Origin of the sequence: Modestobacter sp. VKM Ac-2982 (genome assembly GCF_026967935.1) — a bacterium.
Lineage (GTDB): Bacteria > Actinomycetota > Actinomycetes > Mycobacteriales > Geodermatophilaceae > Modestobacter.
The window spans coordinates 1,211,605-1,229,131 of sequence record NZ_JAPVBL010000001.1 but is presented as its reverse complement, the minus strand read 5'-3'; the positions used below and the strand labels follow the sequence as shown (position 1 = coordinate 1,229,131).

The 17,527-nt window shown below is 73.4% G+C and carries 18 protein-coding genes; 7 read left to right on the top strand and 11 right to left on the bottom strand.

Annotated elements, in window-relative coordinates; all coding sequences use genetic code 11:
- Positions 1 to 46: 46 nt before the first annotated feature.
- A complete protein-coding gene (locus O2W20_RS06115; protein ID WP_269170838.1) occupies positions 47 to 1,828 on the bottom strand; it encodes a 3-hydroxyacyl-CoA dehydrogenase family protein in 1,782 nt (593 codons plus the stop codon).
- 81 nt (positions 1,829 to 1,909) lie between these two features.
- Positions 1,910 to 2,596 (bottom strand): endonuclease NucS, encoded by a 687-nt coding sequence (nucS, locus tag O2W20_RS06110; protein ID WP_269170837.1) that lies wholly within the window; start codon positions 2,594 to 2,596, stop codon positions 1,910 to 1,912.
- 98 nt (positions 2,597 to 2,694) lie between these two features.
- On the opposite strand from nucS, the gene O2W20_RS06105 reads away from it, so the two are divergent.
- Positions 2,695 to 3,615 (top strand): hypothetical protein, encoded by a 921-nt coding sequence (locus tag O2W20_RS06105; protein WP_269170835.1) that lies wholly within the window; start codon positions 2,695 to 2,697, stop codon positions 3,613 to 3,615.
- 46 nt (positions 3,616 to 3,661) lie between these two features.
- Here the strand turns inward: O2W20_RS06105 and O2W20_RS06100 are convergent, their stop codons facing one another.
- Positions 3,662 to 5,038 carry a dicarboxylate/amino acid:cation symporter gene (locus O2W20_RS06100; protein WP_269170834.1) on the bottom strand — a complete coding sequence of 459 codons (1,377 nt, stop codon included), beginning with the start codon at positions 5,036 to 5,038 and terminating at the stop codon, positions 3,662 to 3,664.
- A gap of 305 nt (positions 5,039 to 5,343) precedes the next feature.
- On the opposite strand from O2W20_RS06100, the gene O2W20_RS06095 reads away from it, so the two are divergent.
- The 4 genes from O2W20_RS06095 (at position 5,344) to O2W20_RS06080 (ending at position 9,120) form a co-directional block, all read left to right on the top strand.
- Positions 5,344 to 5,994: a DedA family protein gene (locus O2W20_RS06095; protein WP_269170833.1), complete on the top strand. Its 651-nt coding sequence runs from the start codon at positions 5,344 to 5,346 to the stop codon at positions 5,992 to 5,994.
- Positions 5,995 to 5,998: 4 nt separating this feature from the next.
- Positions 5,999 to 6,730 carry a YqjF family protein gene (locus O2W20_RS06090; RefSeq protein ID WP_269170832.1) on the top strand — a complete coding sequence of 244 codons (732 nt, stop codon included), beginning with the start codon at positions 5,999 to 6,001 and terminating at the stop codon, positions 6,728 to 6,730.
- Between the two features lie 79 nt (positions 6,731 to 6,809).
- On the top strand, positions 6,810 to 7,991 hold the full coding sequence (locus O2W20_RS06085; RefSeq protein WP_269170831.1) for a sensor domain-containing phosphodiesterase: 1,182 nt from the start codon (positions 6,810 to 6,812) through the stop codon (positions 7,989 to 7,991).
- Positions 7,992 to 8,052: 61 nt separating this feature from the next.
- Positions 8,053 to 9,120: a Gfo/Idh/MocA family protein gene (locus tag O2W20_RS06080; protein WP_269170830.1), complete on the top strand. Its 1,068-nt coding sequence runs from the start codon at positions 8,053 to 8,055 to the stop codon at positions 9,118 to 9,120.
- 24 nt (positions 9,121 to 9,144) lie between these two features.
- On the opposite strand, the gene O2W20_RS06075 is transcribed toward O2W20_RS06080, so the two are convergent.
- From O2W20_RS06075 to O2W20_RS06065, 3 genes are all read right to left on the bottom strand, one after another.
- Complete coding sequence (locus O2W20_RS06075; RefSeq protein ID WP_269170829.1) at positions 9,145 to 9,390, bottom strand: helix-turn-helix domain-containing protein; 246 nt, start codon at positions 9,388 to 9,390, stop codon at positions 9,145 to 9,147.
- Positions 9,390 to 9,884, bottom strand: a complete 495-nt coding sequence (locus O2W20_RS06070) for a DUF2975 domain-containing protein (protein ID WP_269170828.1) — start codon at positions 9,882 to 9,884, stop codon at positions 9,390 to 9,392. The genes O2W20_RS06075 and O2W20_RS06070 overlap by 1 nt, the downstream gene beginning before the upstream one ends.
- 62 nt (positions 9,885 to 9,946) lie before the next feature.
- Positions 9,947 to 11,962 (bottom strand): methylmalonyl-CoA mutase family protein, encoded by a 2,016-nt coding sequence (locus tag O2W20_RS06065; protein WP_269170827.1) that lies wholly within the window; start codon positions 11,960 to 11,962, stop codon positions 9,947 to 9,949.
- Between the two features lie 113 nt (positions 11,963 to 12,075).
- On the opposite strand from O2W20_RS06065, the gene O2W20_RS06060 reads away from it, so the two are divergent.
- Positions 12,076 to 12,396 (top strand): hypothetical protein, encoded by a 321-nt coding sequence (locus O2W20_RS06060; RefSeq protein WP_269170825.1) that lies wholly within the window; start codon positions 12,076 to 12,078, stop codon positions 12,394 to 12,396.
- 1 nt (position 12,397) lies between these two features.
- Here the strand turns inward: O2W20_RS06060 and murA are convergent, their stop codons facing one another.
- The gene (murA, locus tag O2W20_RS06055) at positions 12,398 to 13,693 is read right to left on the bottom strand and encodes a UDP-N-acetylglucosamine 1-carboxyvinyltransferase (RefSeq protein WP_269170823.1); all 1,296 of its coding nucleotides are present in this window, start codon (positions 13,691 to 13,693) and stop codon (positions 12,398 to 12,400) included.
- Between the two features lie 87 nt (positions 13,694 to 13,780).
- Here murA and O2W20_RS06050 point away from each other — a divergent pair, with 87 nt between their 5' ends.
- Entirely contained in the window at positions 13,781 to 14,386 is a 606-nt protein-coding gene (locus O2W20_RS06050) for a cob(I)yrinic acid a,c-diamide adenosyltransferase (RefSeq protein WP_269170822.1), read from the top strand.
- A 91-nt stretch (positions 14,387 to 14,477) separates the two neighbouring features.
- Here the strand turns inward: O2W20_RS06050 and O2W20_RS06045 are convergent, their stop codons facing one another.
- From O2W20_RS06045 to atpD, 4 genes are all read right to left on the bottom strand, one after another.
- Positions 14,478 to 14,882 carry a DUF2550 domain-containing protein gene (locus O2W20_RS06045; RefSeq protein WP_269170821.1) on the bottom strand — a complete coding sequence of 135 codons (405 nt, stop codon included), beginning with the start codon at positions 14,880 to 14,882 and terminating at the stop codon, positions 14,478 to 14,480.
- A gap of 50 nt (positions 14,883 to 14,932) precedes the next feature.
- On the bottom strand, positions 14,933 to 15,322 hold the full coding sequence (locus O2W20_RS06040) for a F0F1 ATP synthase subunit epsilon (protein WP_269170820.1): 390 nt from the start codon (positions 15,320 to 15,322) through the stop codon (positions 14,933 to 14,935).
- 218 nt (positions 15,323 to 15,540) lie between these two features.
- Positions 15,541 to 15,786 carry a hypothetical protein gene (locus O2W20_RS06035; protein WP_269170819.1) on the bottom strand — a complete coding sequence of 82 codons (246 nt, stop codon included), beginning with the start codon at positions 15,784 to 15,786 and terminating at the stop codon, positions 15,541 to 15,543.
- 295 nt (positions 15,787 to 16,081) lie between these two features.
- Entirely contained in the window at positions 16,082 to 17,527 is a 1,446-nt protein-coding gene (gene atpD / locus O2W20_RS06030; protein ID WP_269158804.1) for a F0F1 ATP synthase subunit beta, read from the bottom strand.

Genomic DNA, 17,527 nt, shown 5'->3' with positions numbered 1-17,527 from the left:
GGGCACGCCCCGGACCACGCCGTGAGCCACCTCGGCGGGGCACCGGCTACCGGTTCGCGTGGTCGCGGAAGCCGCGCCCGGCCTTGCGGCCCAGGTAGCCGGCGGTCACCAGGTGCTCGAGCAGCGGTGCCGGGGCGAACCCGGGCTCGCGGAACTCGGTGTACAGCTCGCGCTCGATCGCCAGGGCGACGTCCAGGCCGACGACGTCCAGCAGCTCGAAGGGGCCCATCGGGTAACCGCAGCCGACCTTCATCGCCGCGTCGATGTCGTCGGCGGTGGCGTAGTGCGCCTCCAGCATCTTGACCGCGTCGTTGAGGTAGGGGAACAGCAACGCGTTGACGACGAACCCGGCCCGGTCGGTGCAGGAGACCGCGTGCTTGCCCACCTGCGCGCACAGCGCGTGCGCGGTGGCAGCGACGTCGGGCTCGGTGGCGATCGTGGAGACGACCTCGACCAGCTTCATCACCGGTGCGGGGTTGAAGAAGTGCAGGCCGACGACGTCACCGGGGCGCTCGCTGGCCTTGGCGCACTCGATGACCGGCAGGCTGGACGTCGTGGTCGCGAGCACCGCGCCGGGCTTGGCGATCTCCCCGAGTGCGGCGAACAGCGCCTGCTTGACGCCCAGGTGCTCGACCACGGCCTCGATGACCAGGTCGGCCCCGGCGAGGTCGTCGAGCTGCGCGGAGCCGGTGACCCGGGCCAGGGCGGCGTCCCGTTCGGCCTCGTCCAGCCGGCCGCGGGCGACCTGCTTGTCCAGCGACCGGGTCAGCGCGTGCTGCACGGCCTCGACCTTGTCCAGCGTCCGGGCCACGAAGGTGACGTCGTAGCCGCCCTTGGCGACCACCTCGACGATCCCGACGGCCATCGTCCCGGAGCCCACCACGCCGACGCTGCGGATCGGGCGGGCCCCCTCGGCGGCACCTCCGGTGGCCGGCGTCGCGGCGTCCGGGACCACCTCGGCGGAGTCGCGGCCGGCGTAGGTGTAGAAGCCGCGGCCGCTCTTCCGGCCCAGCAGCCCGGCCGTCATCATCTGCTTGATGATCGGCGCGGGGGCGTGCAGCCGGTTGCGCGACTGCTGGTACATCGTCACGAGGATCTCGTAGGCGGTGTCGATCCCGATCAGGTCCATCAGCGCCAACGGGCCCATCGGCAGGCCGCAGCCCAGGCGCATCGCGGCGTCGATGTCCTCGCGGCTGGCGTAGCGGTTCTCGAACATCGAGACGGCGTGGTTGAGGTAGCCGAACAGCAGGGCGTTGGCGATGAACCCCGCCTTGTCGCCGATCGTCACGTCGATCTTGCCCAGCCGCGCGGCCAGCGCCTCGACGTCCTCGACCACCGAGGGCTCGGTGACCACCGTGCGCACGATCTCGACCAGCTTCATCACCGGAGCGGGGTTGAAGAAGTGCATCCCGATGACCTTGCCGGGGCGGCCGGTGGTGACCGACAGCTCGGTGACCGACAGGCTGGAGGTGTTGGTCGCCAGGATGGTGTCCGGCGGGCAGATGGCGTCCAGCTTGGAGAACAGCTGGGCCTTGAGCTCCATCCGCTCCGGGATGGCCTCCACGACCAGCTCGGCGACGGCGAGGTCCTCCATCGCCGTGGTGAACCGGATCCGGGACAGGATGACGTCGCGGTCGCCGGCCTCGAGCTTCCCGCGGGCGACGGCCTTGCCGGTCGACTGCTCGACGTGCGCCCGGCCGCGCTCCAGTGCCTCGTCGGTCACCTCGACCGCCGTCACCGACAACCCGGCCCGGGCGAGCACCTCGGCGATGCCGGCACCCATCGTGCCGAGCCCCACCACGCCGACCTCGGTCAGTTCTCTGGCCACGCTGCCATCCCTCCACCGTCGGTGATCCCGAGAAGTTTCGCACCACCGGGTCGCCCGGGCGCTACCGGCCGGTAGCCCCGGTCAGAAGAGGCGCTGGGAGGGGTCGTCGGTGCCCTTGAGGACGGCGTAGTCGACGGTCAGGCACTCGATGCCGCGGTCGGCGGCCAGCACCCGGGCCTGCGGCTTGATCTCCTGGGCGGCGAACACGCCCTTGACCGGGGCCAGCCGCGAGTCGCGGTTCAGCAGCTCCAGGTAGCGGGTCAGCTGCTCGACCCCGTCGATCTCGCCGCGGCGCTTGATCTCCACGGCCACCGTCGTGCCACCGGCGTCCCGGCAGAGCAGGTCGACCGGGCCGATCGCGGTCGGGTACTCCCGGCGCACCAGCGACCACCCCTCGCCGAAGGTCTCCACGTGCAGCGCGAGCAGTCGCTGCAGGTCGGCCTCCACGCCGTCCTTCTGCAGGCCGGGGTCGACGCCGAGGTCGTGCCGGGAGTCGTGCTCGACCGACTCGATGGTGATGATCAGCTGCTCGCCGGCCTTGTTGGTGACCGTCCAGGTGCCCGCTGTGCCGCCGTCCGGAGAGTCCGTCAGGTCCTCCTTGACCGAGCACGGCGGGCTCATCCAGTTCAGCGGCTTGTAGGCCCGGTCGTCGGCGTGGATGGACACCGAACCGTCGGCCTTGACCAGCAGCAGCCGGGTGGCGGGCGGGAGGTGGGCGGTGAGCCGCCCGATGTAGTCCACGGAGCAGCGGGCAATGACCAGGCGCACGGACGACGACGCTACCGGCCGTCCCGCCGGCCCTCCGCACCGGCGGGAGCACGCAGGAGCCCGTGGAACCCCCTGGGCCGCCGAGCCGTGTACTCCCTGTGCGGAACTCACCTGCCCTCCGTCCCGCCGTCGGTCTCGCGCTGGCGACCCTGCTGCTGACCGCCTGCGCCCAACGGGGCGGCACCGGGGCCGCGCCACCCGGCCCGTCCAGCGAGACGCCCACGGAGTCCGAGACCGTCTCATTGCCCGAGGGCGAGGACGCGCTGGTGCTCCAGGTCGCCGACGTCGGCGGCTTCACCACGCCGGAGATGCTGGCCGCGCGGCTGCCGATCGTGAGCGTCTACGCCGACGGCCGGGTGATCACCCAGGGGCCGGTGCCGGAGATGTACCCCGGGCCGGCCTGGCCCAACGTCCTGGTGCAGCAGGTCGACCAGGCCACCGTGCAGGAGCTCGCCGAACGGATGCTGGACGCCGGCATCGCCGAGACGACCGACCTGGGCTCCCCACCACTGGCCGATGCCACCTCCACCCGGTTCACCCTGAACACCGCGGAGCGCACCGTGCAGCGAGAGGTGTACGCACTCCGGGAGAGCACCGGCGGGCTCCCCGGGGAACCGGGCGCCGGTGGGCTCACCGAGGAGCAGGAGGAGGGGCGGGCACAGCTGCGGGACCTGCTCGACGACCTGACCGACCTCTCGCAGACCCTCTACAGCGAGGGTCAGACGCCGGAGCAGTACAGCCCGGAGACGGTCGCGGCGCTGGCCAGGCCGTGGACCGAGCCCAACGACGACCTGACCCACCGGGAGCTGACCTGGCCGGGGCCGGCCCTGCCGGGCGAGCCGATCGCCCCGGGCGTGAGCTGCGTGACGGCGACGGGCGAGGAGGCGCAGGCCGTCGCCGCCGCGGCCCGGGACGCCAACGCCCTGACCCCCTGGGTCGGTGCGGACGGCGCCCGCTGGTCGATCACCTTCCGCCCGCTGCTGCCGCACGAGTCCGGCTGCGCGGACCTGACCGACTGAGGACCGTCGTGCTCCCCGGACCGAGCGGCCCGGGGAGCACCCCGGCTCAGACCGGCTGCGGCGAGCGCAGGTCGCCGTCCACGCCGTCCCGCTCTGCGACGGCGGTCAGCGGCTCCGCCGGCCGGGTCGACCGGAACCGCTCCAGGTCCAGCAGCCCCTCGCGCTTGGCGACGATGGTGGGCACCAGCGCCTGGCCGGTCACGTTGGTGGCGGTCCGGCCCATGTCGAGGATCGGGTCGACCGCCAGCAGCAGGCCGACGCCGGCCAGCGGCAGGCCCAGCGTGGACAGCGTGAGCGTGAGCATCACGACCGCGCCGGTCACGCCCGCGGTCGCCGCGGAGCCCACCACGGACACCAGCGCGATCAGCAGGTAGTCGGTGATCGAGAGGTCGACGTCGAAGAACTCCGCCACGAAGATCGCGGCCAGCGCCGGGTAGATCGCCGCGCAGCCGTCCATCTTCGTCGTCGCGCCGAGGGGCACCGCGAAGGACGCATAGCTGCGCGGGACGCCCAGCTCGGTCTCGGTGACCCGCTGGGTCACCGGCAGGGTGCCGATGGAGCTGCGGGACACGAAGGCCAGCTGGATCGCCGGCCAGGCCCCGGCGTAGAAGCGCACCGGCGACAGCCCGTGCAGCTTGAGCAGCACCGGGTAGACGACCAGCAGCACGATCGCCAGGCCGGCGTACACCGCGCCGACGAAGACCCCGAGCGAGCCGAGGGACTCCCAGCCGTAGCTGGCCACGGCCTTGCCGATCAGCCCGACCGTGCCCAGCGGCGCGAGCAGGATGACCCACCAGAGGACCTTCTGCACGATCGCCAGCACCGAGCGGGTGACCGACAGGAACGGGTCTGCGGCGGCACCGACCTTCAGCGCCGCGACCCCGATGGCGACCGAGACGACGATCAGCTGCAGGACGTTGAAGCTGACCCCGCCGTCGCCGTTCCCCTCCAGTCCGAGGAAGTTCGCCGGGACCAGCCCGGTCAGGAAGTCCCACCAGGAACCGGTGGTCGCCGGGGCCTCGGCGAGTCCGGCGTCGACCGAGCTCCGGTTGCCGGGCTGGGTGAGGAGGCCGAGCCCGATGCCGATGGAGACGGCGATGAGCGAGGTGATCGCGAACCACAGCAGGGTCTGGCCGGCCAGCCGGGCGGCGTTGGAGACCTGCTTGAGGTTGGCGATGCTGACGATGATCGCGGTGACGATCAGCGGGACGACGATCGCCCGCAGCAGCCCCACGAAGGTGTTGCCGATGGTGGTGAGGGTGCTGGTCAGCCAGTTGGCGTCGGTGCCGGGGACCAGGGCGCCGTCGACGAAGGACCCGTCGACCGGGCCCATCGCGCGGGCCACCAGGCCGAGGGAGATGCCGACGACGAGGCCGAGCAGGACCTGGACCGCGAAGGGGACGCGGCGGAGACGTGCGAGCACGGGAGGGTGCCTCTCTGGGGCGGTGCGGGGTGGCGGACGGGTCGGGACCGGGTGCGCTCAGCGCGAGGTGGTCATCCGCCCGTGGTCGATGACGCGACGCCGCGTCAGCCACCAGAGATCGATCACGTGCCGATCAAGGCCGCCATCGCCGTCCGCCATTCCGCCGCGTGAGCGAGGTCATCACCGGGCGGTCGACCGTCGGCGTCCCGTCATCCTCGCGGGGGATGCCGGGGGGGACCTGAGGGGGATGTGCGCCGCTCCCCCGCCGAGCAGGCTCGGGGCATGCCGTTCCCGGGGAGCCGACCGTGACCGACGCCGTGCTCGGCTGGGTGCAGGAGCTGATGGCCTCCCCGTGGGTGTACCTGGTCCTGTTCTCGCTGGCCGCCCTCGACGGCTTCCTGCCCGTCGTGCCCGGCGAGAGCGTGGTGATCACCGCCGGCGTCTTCGCCGCGACCGGGCAGCCCGACCTGGCGGCGGTCGTCGCCGTGGCCGCACTGGGGGCCTTCGCCGGTGACCACGCCTCCTACCTGATCGGGCACCGGGCGGGCCCCCGGCTGCATGCCTGGGCCCGGCCGGGCGGCCGGCGCCGGGCGGCGCTGGACCGGGCGGCCCGGTTGCTGGCCGCGCGCGGCGGGGTCCTGCTGGTCACCGCCCGGTACGTACCGGGCCTGCGGACGGCGGTGACGCTGACCGCCGGGGCGGTGGGCTGGCCACTGCGCCGGTTCACCCCCTTCGCCGCGCTGGCCGCCCTCACCTGGGCCGGCTGGTCCGCCGGGATCGGGTACGTCGGCGGGCTGGCCTTCGAGCGGGACCCGCTGCGCGGCCTGCTGCTGGGCCTCGGCCTGGCCCTGGTCCTGGCCGCACTCGGCGAGGGCGTCCGCCTCCTCGTCCACCGCCGCCGGCCCCCCGTCGACGCGGTGGCCGAGCGCACGCCGGCCGAGGTGGGGGCAGGCTGACCGGGTGAGCACCGTCGAGGACGTCACCCCCACCTCCCCGCGACCGGTGCGCCGGACCGTCTTCACCCAGGGCTGGCGGGACGTCACGTTCCTGCACTGGGCGGTCGACCCGGCCCTGGTCGCCCCACTGCTGCCGGCCGGCGCCCGACCCGACGTGCTGGACGGCGTCACGTACGTCGGCCTCATCCCCTTCCGGATGCGCCGGATCGGCCTGCTCGGGGCGCCGGGGCTGCCCTACCTCGGCTCGTTCGCCGAGACGAACGTGCGGCTCTACTCGGTCGACGACCAGGGACGGCGCGGCGTGGTCTTCCGGTCGCTGGAGGCCGACCGGCTGCTGCCGGTCCTGGCCGCCCGCTGGATCGCGCACCTGCCCTACCTCTGGTCCCGGATGCGCATCGCCCGCGACGGCGACCGGATCACCTACCAGGCGGCCCGCCGCTGGCCCGGTCCCCGGGGCGCCGGCGGCCGCATCACCGTCCGGGTGGGGGCCCGGCTGGCCGACCCCGGCCCGCTGCCGCGGTTCCTCACCAGCCGCTGGGGCCTGCACCAGACCACCCTGGGCCGGCTGGCCTACTGGCCGAACGAGCACCCGGAGTGGCCGCTGCACGCCGCCGAGCTGCTGGAGCTGGAGGACGACCTGGTCGCCGCCGCCGGCCTGCCCGCGGTCGGCGGCGCCCCGGACAGCGTGCTCTTCTCCCCCGGCGTCGACGTCCGGTTCGGCCCGCGGGTGCCGTGACCCGGGCCGATCGGGCGACCCGCCGACGGATCGGGACGAGATGGTTCCGCCGGCGCACGTCCTGGGCGAGACTGCCGGGGTGACCGGGAGCCCGACGTCGCCGACCCCGCCGTCCGTCGCGCTCTCCCCCGCCTGGCTGCACCGGGTGCTGGACGCAGCGCGCACCCGGCTGGGCATGGACGTCGCCTGGATGTCCACGTTCACCGAGAGCAGCCAGCAGATCCGCGCCGCCACCGGCGCACTGGACGCCATGCACGTGCGCCCCGGGATGGAGCCCTCCCTGGAGGGCTCCTTCTGCGTCCGGGTGCTCAGCGGGCAACTGCCCCCGGTGGTCACCGGCGCCCGCCGGCACCCCGGCACCCGCGACCTGGCCGTCACCGCCGACCTCGGCATCGGCTCCTACGTGGGCGCCCCCGTGCGCGCGCCCGACGGCCGCCCGGTCGGGATGCTGTGCTGCGTGAGCCGGGACGACGGCGCGCACCTGGACGGCGCGGCCGCCCGCACCCTGGAGCTCCTGGCCGACCTCATCGCCGACCGGTTGGCCGAGCCGCTGCCCGAACCCCCGGCCGACCCCGCCGGCCGGGTGCGCGACGTGCTGAGCGAGGGCGCGGTCGTCACCCATGTCCAGCCGATCGTCGACCTGGCCACCGAGGAGGTCGTGGCCTACGAGGCGCTGGCCCGGTTCCCCGGCATCGCCGACGGGCCGGAGCGGCTGTTCAGTGCGGCTGCGGCCGCGGGGCTCGGCACCCAGCTGGAGGAGCTGGCCGCGCGCGCTGCGCTCGCCGTGGCACCACGGCTCCCCGCAGGGCGCCCACTCGGGATCAACCTCTCCCCGCCGGCGCTGCTGTGCCCGTCGGTCACGGACCTGCTGCTGGACCATCGGCACCTGGACGTCGCGGTCGAGGTCACCGAGCACAGCCCGGTGGACGACTACGACGCCCTGGGACGAGCCCTGACCCGTCTCCGCGACGCCGGCATCGGCCTGACCGTCGACGACGCCGGTGCGGGGTACGCCAGCTTCCGGCACGTGCTGCGGCTGCACCCCGACGCGATCAAGCTGGACCTCGCACTCGTCACCGGCGTGCACGCCGACCCGGCCAAGCAGGCGATGGTCACCGCGATGGTCAGCTTCGCCACCGCGACGGGTGCCCGACTGGTGGCCGAGGGGATCGAGGACCCCGCCGAGGTCCGCACGCTCCGGTCCCTGGGCGTGTGCCAGGGCCAGGGGTACCTGTTCGGCCGTCCGGCGCCCCTGCTCTGAGGTACTGCGCCCGTCCGCCCCTGGAGCTGAGCCCCGCGATGCCGGCGACAGCGGACAGGGGATGATCCGGTCACGCGTCGTCGAGGTGGGGAGCACCGTGGTGGAGCCCGTTCGGTTCGGACTGGTGGGGTACGGCTTCGGCGGCCGGTACTTCCACGCCCCGCTGCTCGCCGCCGCGGTGGAGTGCGACCTCGTCGCCGTGGCGACCTCCTCGGCCGAGCGGCGCGAGCTGCTCCGCCAGGAGCACCCGGGCGTGACCGCCGTCGGGTCCCTGCCCGAGCTGGCCGCGGCCGGCGTCGAGGCGGTGGCGATCTCCACCCCCGCCGACACCCACACCGCGCTCACCGACCAGGCGCTCGACCTCGGCCTGGCCGTCGTCTGCGACAAGCCGTTCGCGCTGGACGCCCCGGCCGCACGGGCCACCGCCGAGCGGGCCCGCCGGCTCGGCCTGCCCCTGGCGCCGTACCAGAACCGCCGCTGGGACTCCGACTTCCGCACCGTCCAGGCGCTGGCCGAGGCGGGGACGCTGGGCACGATCACCCGGTTCGAGTCCCGCTTCGAGCGGTTCACCCCCGAGCCCGGCCCGGCGCCGTCCGGGGGTGGCACGCTGCTGGACTTCGGCAGCCACCTGGTCGACCAGGCGCTGGTGCTGCTCGGCCCGGTGTCCTCCGTCTACGCCGAGTGGCGGGTGCGCGAGAGCGGGCTGGACGACGACGTCTTCGTCGCCCTCACGCACGCCGGCGGCGCCCGTTCGCACCTGGCCGGCAGCTGGAGCGAGGGCGCACCGGGCAACCGGTTCCGGGTCACCGGCACGGCCGGCAGCTACGTCGTCGGCGGGCCGATGGACGGCCAGGAGGAGGCGCTGGTCGCCGGGGAGACACCGGCCACCCGCGGTCCGGAGTGGGGCGCCGAGCCGGAGGCGCGCTGGGGCCGGGTCCGGCGGGGGGACCACGAGTACCGGGTGCCGACCCTGCCCGGCGCCTGGGACACGTTCTACCCGGCGTTCGCCGCCGCGGTCCGCGGCCTGGGTGCGGTGCCGGTCGAGCCGCAGGACGCGGTCGCCTCGCTCACCGTGCTCGACGCCGCCCGCCGCAGCGCCACCGAGGGCGTCGTCGTCCGGCTCGGGTGACGGCCGGGGCGGACCATCGGTCTGTCACCGGTGGGCCGCCTGCACCGCGAGCGGCTCGGCGTGCTCGTCCTCGACCCACTCGAGCAGGTCACCGGGCTGGCAGCCCAGCACCCGGCACATCGCCTCCAGGGTGCTGAAGCGGACGGCCTTGGCCCGGCCGTTCTTCAGCACCGCCACGTTGGCCGGGGTGAGCCCGACCCGTTCGGCGAACTCGCCGACGCTCATCTTCCGCTTGGCCAGCTCCACGTCGATGCGCACGACGATCGGCATCAGATGACCGCCTCCATGTCGCTGCGCAGCGTCGTGGCCTGCAGCAGCAGCGCGCGCATGACCGCCATCAGCAGCCCCACCACGGCCCCCACCAGCAGCAGCACCAGCAGGAGGGCCGGCGGCCCCGGGTCGTCACTGACCTCGTCGATGACGAAGTAGTACGAGCTGACGAAGGCGCCGAGCAGCATCAGCCAGCCGACGACCATCGCCACGACGATCGCGTCCACCCACGGCAGCGCGCTGGTGCTGAAGATGCAGTCCCGCCGGACCATGGTCAGGAGCTTCCAGGTGCAGACGACGACGACCTGCACGCACGCCAGCCCCACGATCGAGGCCACGAACATCGTCCCCCGCACCAGCGACTGCTCCAGCGACGGGTCGGCCAGGTCCGGCAACATCCCGGGTGCCACCCAGATCTGGGCGGCGACCAGGGCGGTGAACAACAGCGCGAGCAGGAACCGGATCGGGAGCACCAGCGGATGCACGTGTGGCATGGATCGACAATCGCTCGCTGTCGATCGAAAGTCAACAGACGGCCGGTCGAGCCGCCCTGCCCTCAGACGGGCACCGGGGCGTCTTCGGCGAGGCCGTTCGCCTCCCGGACGACGGCGACCACCTCGGCCATGATGTCGGTGATCCCGTAGTCCTTGGGCGTGAAGACCCGGGCCACGCCGAGGTCCCGCAACCGCCGGGCATCGCCGTCGGGGACGATCCCGCCGACGACCACCGGGACGTCGTCCAGGCCGGCCGCCCGCAGGCCGGCCAGCACCGCCGGGACGACCTGCAGGTGCGACCCGGAGAGCACCGACAGGCCGACCACGTGCACGTCCTCCTCGACGGCCGCGGAGACGATCTGCGCCGGGGTGAGCCGGATCCCCTGGTAGACCACCTCGAACCCGGCGTCCCGGGCCCGCACGGCGATCTGCTCGGCACCGTTGGAGTGCCCGTCCAGCCCGGGCTTGCCGACCAGGAAGCGGAGCCGCCCCCCGAGCTCTGCGCCGGTGCGCCGGACCAGCTCACGCACCTCGGTCAGGCTCGCGTCGGCCGCACCGGCGCTGGCGCCACCCACGCCGGTCGGGGCCCGGTACTCACCGAACACCGCGCGCAGCGCGCCGGCCCACTCCCCCGTGGTCACGCCGGCCCGCGCGCAGCGCAGCGTGGCGGCCATCAGGTTCTGGTCGGTGGCCGCGGCTGCGCGCAGCTCGTCGAGCGCCGCGGCCACCGCCCCGGGCGCCCGCTCCTCGCGCCACCGCTGCACCGCCGCCTGCGCCGCCGCCTCGACCGCCGGGTCGACGCTCTGGATCGCGGTCTCGAGATCGGCCAGCAGCGGGTTGGGCTCGCTGGTCGTGTAGCGGTTCACCCCGACGACGACGTCCTCCCCGCTCTCCATCCGCCGCCGGCGCTGGGCCAGCGAGGCCACCAGCTCGCTCTTCATGTAGCCGGACTCGACCGCGGCCACCGCGCCGCCCAGCTCCTGCACCCGGGCGATCTCCACCCGGGCGCCCTCGACCAGTTCGGCGACCTTGCGCTCGACCACCACCGAGCCGGTGAACAGGTCCTCGTACTCCAGCAGGTCGGTCTCGAACGCCAGGACCTGCTGCAGCCGCAGCGACCACTGCTGGTCCCAGGGCCGTGGCAGGCCGAGCGCCTCGTTCCAGGCCGGCAGCTGCACCGCCCGCGCCCGGGCATCCCGGGACAGCGTGACCGCGAGCATCTCCAGCACGATCCGCTGGACGTTGTTCTCCGGCTGTGCCTCGGTCAGGCCGAGGGAGTTGACCTGCACCCCGTACCGGAAGCGCCGCTGCTTCGGGTCGGCGACGCCGTAGCGCTCCGCGGTCAGCTCGTCCCACAGCTGGCCGAAGGCGCGCATCTTGCACATCTCCTCCACGAACCGGACCCCGGCGTTGACGAAGAAGGAGATCCGGGCGACGACGTCACCGAAGCGCTCGGGCGGCACCTGCCCGGAGTCGCGCACCGAGTCCAGGACGGCGATCGCGGTGCTCATCGCGTAGGCGATCTCCTGCACCGGCGTGGCCCCGGCCTCCTGCAGGTGGTAGCTGCAGATGTTGATCGGGTTCCACCGCGGCATCGCCGTCACGGTGTAGGCGACCATGTCGGTGATCAGCCGCATGCTCTGCGCCGGCGGGAAGACGTAGGTCCCCCGCGACAGGTACTCCTTGATGATGTCGTTCTGCGTCGTCCCGGCCAGCTGCGCGACGTCGTGGCCGTGCTCCTCCGCGACCGCCTGGTAGAGCGCGAGCTGCCACATCGCGGTCGCGTTGATCGTCATCGACGTGTTCATCTCGTCCAGCGGGATGCCGTCGAACAGGGCCCGCATGTCACCGATGTGCGCCACCGGCACCCCGACCTTGCCGACCTCCCCAACGGCCAGCTCGTCGTCGGGGTCGTAGCCGGTCTGGGTGGGGAGGTCGAAGGCGACGGACAACCCGGTCTGGCCCTTGGCGAGGTTCCGCCGGTAGAGGGCGTTGGACTCCGCGGGCGAGGAGTGGCCGGCATAGGTGCGCATGACCCAGGGACGGTCGCGGTCCTTCGGCGCTGAAGGGAACGGCATGCCAGCGGAGTGTAGGGCGGTTACTCACCAGTAGCCACGGGCCTCCCCCCGCGGTGGCACACTCGGGGCCGGGCTCGTGGCCGGCCGGCCGCGCCCCTCCGGAGGGGGTCAGCGTGCCGATCGACGCCGGGAGCCTGCACTACGCCGTGGGACCGGTCATCGCCTTCCTGATGCTGCTGCTGATCGGGCTGTTCCTCCGCTGGGCCTTCGCCTCGGACAGCACGTCGGGCACCCCGGTGCAGCGCGAGGAGCTGCTGACACCGGTGGCCACGCTCACCCGCCGGGAGTCGGCGCTGGCCCTGCGGGCCGTGCTGAGCGACGCCGGCATCCGGTCCACGATCCGCGAGCCGGCCGCGCACCGGGCCGACGTGCTCGTCTTCCCCGAGGACCTCCAGCGCGCCCGCGCGCTCGCGCTGTCCTTCGGGGGGCGCTGACTCAGCCCGGCCGCTGGGTCCGCTCGATCTGCACGCCCACCCCGCGCAGCTGCTCGGTGAAGTCCGGGTAGCCGCGGTCGACGTGGTGTACGTCCTGCACCTCGGTGACGCCGTCGGTCAACAGCCCGGCGAGCACCAGCCCGGCGCCGGCGCGGATGTCGGTGGCGAGCACCGGCGCGCTGGAGAGCCGTTCCCGGCCCCGCACGACCGCGTGGTGGCCGTCGATGCGCACGTCGGCCCCGAGCCGTACCAGCTCGTTGACGAACATGAACCGGCCCTCGAAGACGTTCTCGGTGATCAGCGCGGTGCCGCTGGAGACCGCGGCCAGCGCCACGGCCATCGGCTGCAGGTCGGTGGGGAAGCCGGGGAACGGGAGCGTGACGATGTCCATGCCCCGCGGCCGGTCAGCCATCGCCACCCGGATGCCGTCGTCCCGGGACTCCACGGTCGCCCCGGCGTTGACGAGCTTCTCCAGCGGCACGCTGAGGTGCTCGGCCACCGCCCGCTCGATCACCAGGTCGCCCCGGGTCATCACCGCACCGATCGCCCAGGTGCCCGCGACGATGCGGTCCGGGACGGTCGAGTAGGCCACCGGCCGCAGCTCCCGGACGCCCTCCACGGTGATGGTGGACGTGCCGGCACCCTCGATCTGGGCGCCCATCGCGACCAGCATCCGGCACAGGTCGACGATCTCCGGCTCGCGGGCGGCGTTGTCCACGATCGTCGTCCCCTGGGCGAGGGCGGCGGCCATCACCAGGTTCTCGGTGGCCCCCACCGAGGGGAAGTCGAGCCAGATCGAGGTGCCGACGAGCTTGGGGGCGGTCGCGATCAGGAAGCCGTGCTCGTTCACCACGGTCGCGCCGAGCCGCTCCAGCCCGGCGATGTGCATGTCCAGCCCGCGGGAACCGATGGCGTCGCCGCCGGGCAGGGCCACCTTGGCGGTGCCCAGCCTGGCCACCAGCGGGCCGAGCACGCTGATCGACGCGCGCATCCGGCGGACCAGGTCGTAGTCGGTCTCGCTGGAGGGCCGTTCGGGGACGTCGATCAGGACCCGGCCGCCGCCGCTCGGGCTGCCGCCGGGCTCCAGCGGGTAGCGCTCGAAGGTCACACCACAGCCCAGGCGCCGCAGCACCTCGCTCATGATCGTGACGTCGAGGATGTCGGGCACCTCGTCCAGCGTCGTCCGGCCCGGGGCGAGCAGCGCTGCCGCCATGAGCTTCAGCGCGCTGTTCTTGGCGCCGGTGACCCGGACGCGTCCGCGCAGGGACGACCCGCCGGTCACCTCGAAGCAGTCCACCCGCCCAGCCTAGAGGCGCGTGCGGACGGAGCCCGACCGGGCGCGGGGGTGGCGACGCACCGCCTGGTCCGGCCTAGTCTCGGGACCATGACCGTCCGGCTGACCCGCATCTACACGCGCACCGGTGACGCCGGGCAGACCCACCTCGGGGACATGTCCCGGGTGGCCAAGACGGATGCGCGGCTGATCGCCTATGCCGACGTCGACGAGACCAACAGCGCGATCGGGGTCGCCATCGCCCTGGGCGGGCCGTCGACCGAGGTCACCGAGCTGCTCCGCAGCGTGCAGAACGACCTGTTCGACGTGGGCGCCGACCTCTCCACCCCGATCCAGGAGGCGCCGGAGCACCCGCCGCTGCGGATCACCGCGGCGTACACGGAGCGACTCGAGGCGGCCTGTGACGCGGCCAACGCCGAGCTGCCCGCGCTCACCTCGTTCGTCCTCCCGGGAGGCACCCCGCTGGCCGCGCTGCTCCACACGGCGCGGACGGTCGCCCGGCGGGCCGAGCGCAGCGTCTGGGCACTGCTGGACGACGACGCGGAGCGGACCAACACCGAGACCGCCCGATACCTCAACCGGCTGTCGGACCTGCTCTTCATCCTCGCCCGCGGCGCCAACCCGGACGGCGACGTGCTCTGGGAGCCCGGCGCGCACAGCGGCGTGCACGCCCAGCGCGCCGCCCGCGAGAGCTAGGACCGGCCCGAGCCGAACGGCGCACGTGCTCGGCCCTCCTGCAGGGGCCCGCCGCGAGCTCGCGAGCGGTGGGGGGCAGGAGGGTCCTTCTTCAGCGGTCGACCGGCGGGGCGGACTCGATCCAGGACAGGAACCCGGTCACCGTCGAGGAGTCCATCGCGAGCTCCTGGGGCCCGGCTCCGGTGCGCACGGTCAGGATCACGCTGTCGTCGGGCAGCGACAGGTCCGCCGCGGTCGGTCGACGCCGGGCGTCGACCTGGAACTGGGCGCGGCACAGCCGCCGGTTCGGGCGGACCGACAGGGAGAGTGCGCGGTACCAGAGCAACGTGTCGCCGGAGTACCAGGCGACGCCGACGGCCCAGCGGGAGGTGCCGGGGGCTCGCAGCCACATGGTGACCGCCCCCAGCCCGGAGAGCAGGAACCGCCGGCGCAGCAGGAAGGCGGCGACCAGGGCGACCAGCAACAGCCCGACGAGGACCAGGACGGCGGTGGTCACCGGGCGGGGCTCGTCAGCCGAGGCGGGTCAGGTACGGACTCGGTCGGCGGTCAGGCGTCCTGGCCGGCGGCGCGGATCCGGGACTGGGCTCGCCGGGCCGCGGCGAGCGCCTCCGGGTCGTCCCCGGCCTGCTCTGCGCGGCGGAGCGCCTCACGGGCCCGCTCCACGTCGATGTCGGTGGAGATCTCCGCCGTCTCGGCGAGGATCGAGACCCCGCGCTCGGTCACCGACAGGAAACCCCCGTGCGCGGCGACGACGAGGTCCTCACCGGACTCCGTGCGGATGCGCACGACGCCCCCGGGGGCGAGCTCTCCCAGGAGGGGCGAGTGGCCGGGCAGGACACCGAGCTCACCCTCGGTGGTACGGGCGATGACCATGCTGGCCTCACCGGACCAGAGCATCTTCTCCACGGCCACGAGCTCGACCTGCAGGGTCGCCACGTATGTCCTCCAGGGTCATCGACCGCCCGAGCCAGGCCGGTGATGCGGGCCGCCGGTCCGGTCGGAGCGGCAGCGGGTCTCCCCCACTGTACCGGCGGCGTGGCCCTGCTTCCGCCACAGGCTGTCACCGGCCTTGCGGACACACCCCGGTTGGGGAGGAGCGGGCTCCCGTCGAGCGCGCCGCCGTCAACCGGCCGGCGGTGCGGGCAGGGGGTCGGTCAGCAGGCGGTGCGGCGGTAGACCACCGTCCAGCGCCCGAGCCGCAGCTGGGGGTGCCAGACCACCGACGGCGGCGCCCACTCGGTCGTGTCGAACGGTTCACCGTCCACTGCCAGCGGCGCGTACGGCGGCCAGCTCCACTCCATCGCGTCGTCCGGTGCTGCGTCGCGGGTCGTCCCGCTCATCGAGGTCGCCGTCATCGTCGTCCCGCTGCGCAGCGCCGCTGCCAGGTGCCAGGTGTGCACGAGTCGAACTCCTGTGCATGACGCCCGCCGCTCGGACGTTCCGATGGACATGTTCGTCACCCGGCCGCCCCAACTTGAGGCCCTCGGCCGCGGCCCACCCGATGGGATGGCGCGCCGCCAGCGCACCGGCGCCACCCGCGCGCGGACCGTCACCGGTCCCCGGCCTTGGATCGGCGCAGGACGCCGGAGAACGCCACGGCCGGGCACCCCCGAGGGGGTGCCCGGCCGTGGACCCGGTGCTGGGACGACCCCTCGCCGGGCCCCGTCGCGAGCGGCGGGGGCGAGGGGTCCTCGATCAGCTCTTCTTGAGCTTGTCGTAGTTCCGCTCGAGGTCCTCGAGGCCACCGCACATGAAGAAGGCCTGCTCGGGGACGTGGTCGTACTCGCCGACGGTCAGCGCCTTGAAGGCCTGCAGGGTCTCGGTGAGCGGGACGTAGGACCCCGGCTGCCCGGTGAACGCCTCGGCGACGAACATGTTCTGCGAGAGGAACCGCTCGATGCGACGGGCCCGGTTGACGGTGAGCTTGTCCTCTTCGCCGAGCTCGTCGATGCCGAGGATCGCGATGATGTCCTGCAGCTCCTGGTAGCGCTGCAGGATCCGCTGGACCTCGCGGGCGATGTCGTAGTGCTCCTGCCCGATGTACTGCGCGTCGAGGATCCGGCTGGTCGAGTCCAGCGGGTCGACGGCCGGGTAGATGCCCTTCTCCGAGATCGGCCGGGAGAGCACGGTCGTCGCGTCGAGGTGGGCGAAGGTGGTGTGCGGCGCCGGGTCGGTGATGTCGTCGGCGGGCACGTAGATGGCCTGCAGCGAGGTGATGGAGCGGCCCCGCGTCGAGGTGATCCGCTCCTGCAGGGTGCCCATCTCGTCGGCCAGGGTCGGCTGGTAGCCGACCGCGGAGGGCATGCGCCCCAGCAGCGTGGAGACCTCGGAGCCGGCCTGGGTGAACCGGAAGATGTTGTCGATGAAGAGCAGCACGTCCTGGTCCTGCTCGTCGCGGAAGTACTCCGCCATCGTCAGGGCCGAGAGGGCCACCCGGAGCCGGGTGCCCGGCGGCTCGTCCATCTGGCCGAACACCAGGGCGGTCGAGTTGATGACGCCGGACTCGGTCATCTCGGTGATGAGGTCGTTGCCCTCACGGGTGCGCTCGCCGACGCCGGCGAACACCGACACGCCACCGAACTCCTGGGCGACGCGGCGGATCATCTCCTGGATGAGCACCGTCTTGCCCACGCCGGCACCGCCGAACAGGCCGATCTTCCCGCCGCGGACGTAGGGGGTCAGCAGGTCGATGACCTTGATCCCCGTCTCGAGCAGCTCGGTGCGGCCCTCGAGCTGGTCGAACTTGGGTGCGTTGCGGTGGATCGACCAGTGCAGGGCGTCCTCGGCGTAGCCCGGCGTGTCCAGGCACTCGCCCAGGGCGTTGAACACGTGCCCGGTCACCACGTCGCCGACGGGCACCATGATCGGGGAGCCGGTGTCGCTCACCGGGGCGCCGCGGACCAGACCGTCGGTCGGGGCCATCGAGATGGTGCGGACCACGTTGTCGCCCAGGTGCTGGGCGACCTCGAGGGTCAGCGTCTTGCCCAGGTCGGCGAGGGTGACCTCGACCTTGAGGGCGTTGAAGAGCTCGGGCATCGCGTCGCGGGGGAACTCGACGTCGACGACCGGGCCCGTGACCCGGACGACGCGGCCTGCGCCGACGGTCTCCTGGCTGGACGGACGTTCCTCGGTGACGGTCAT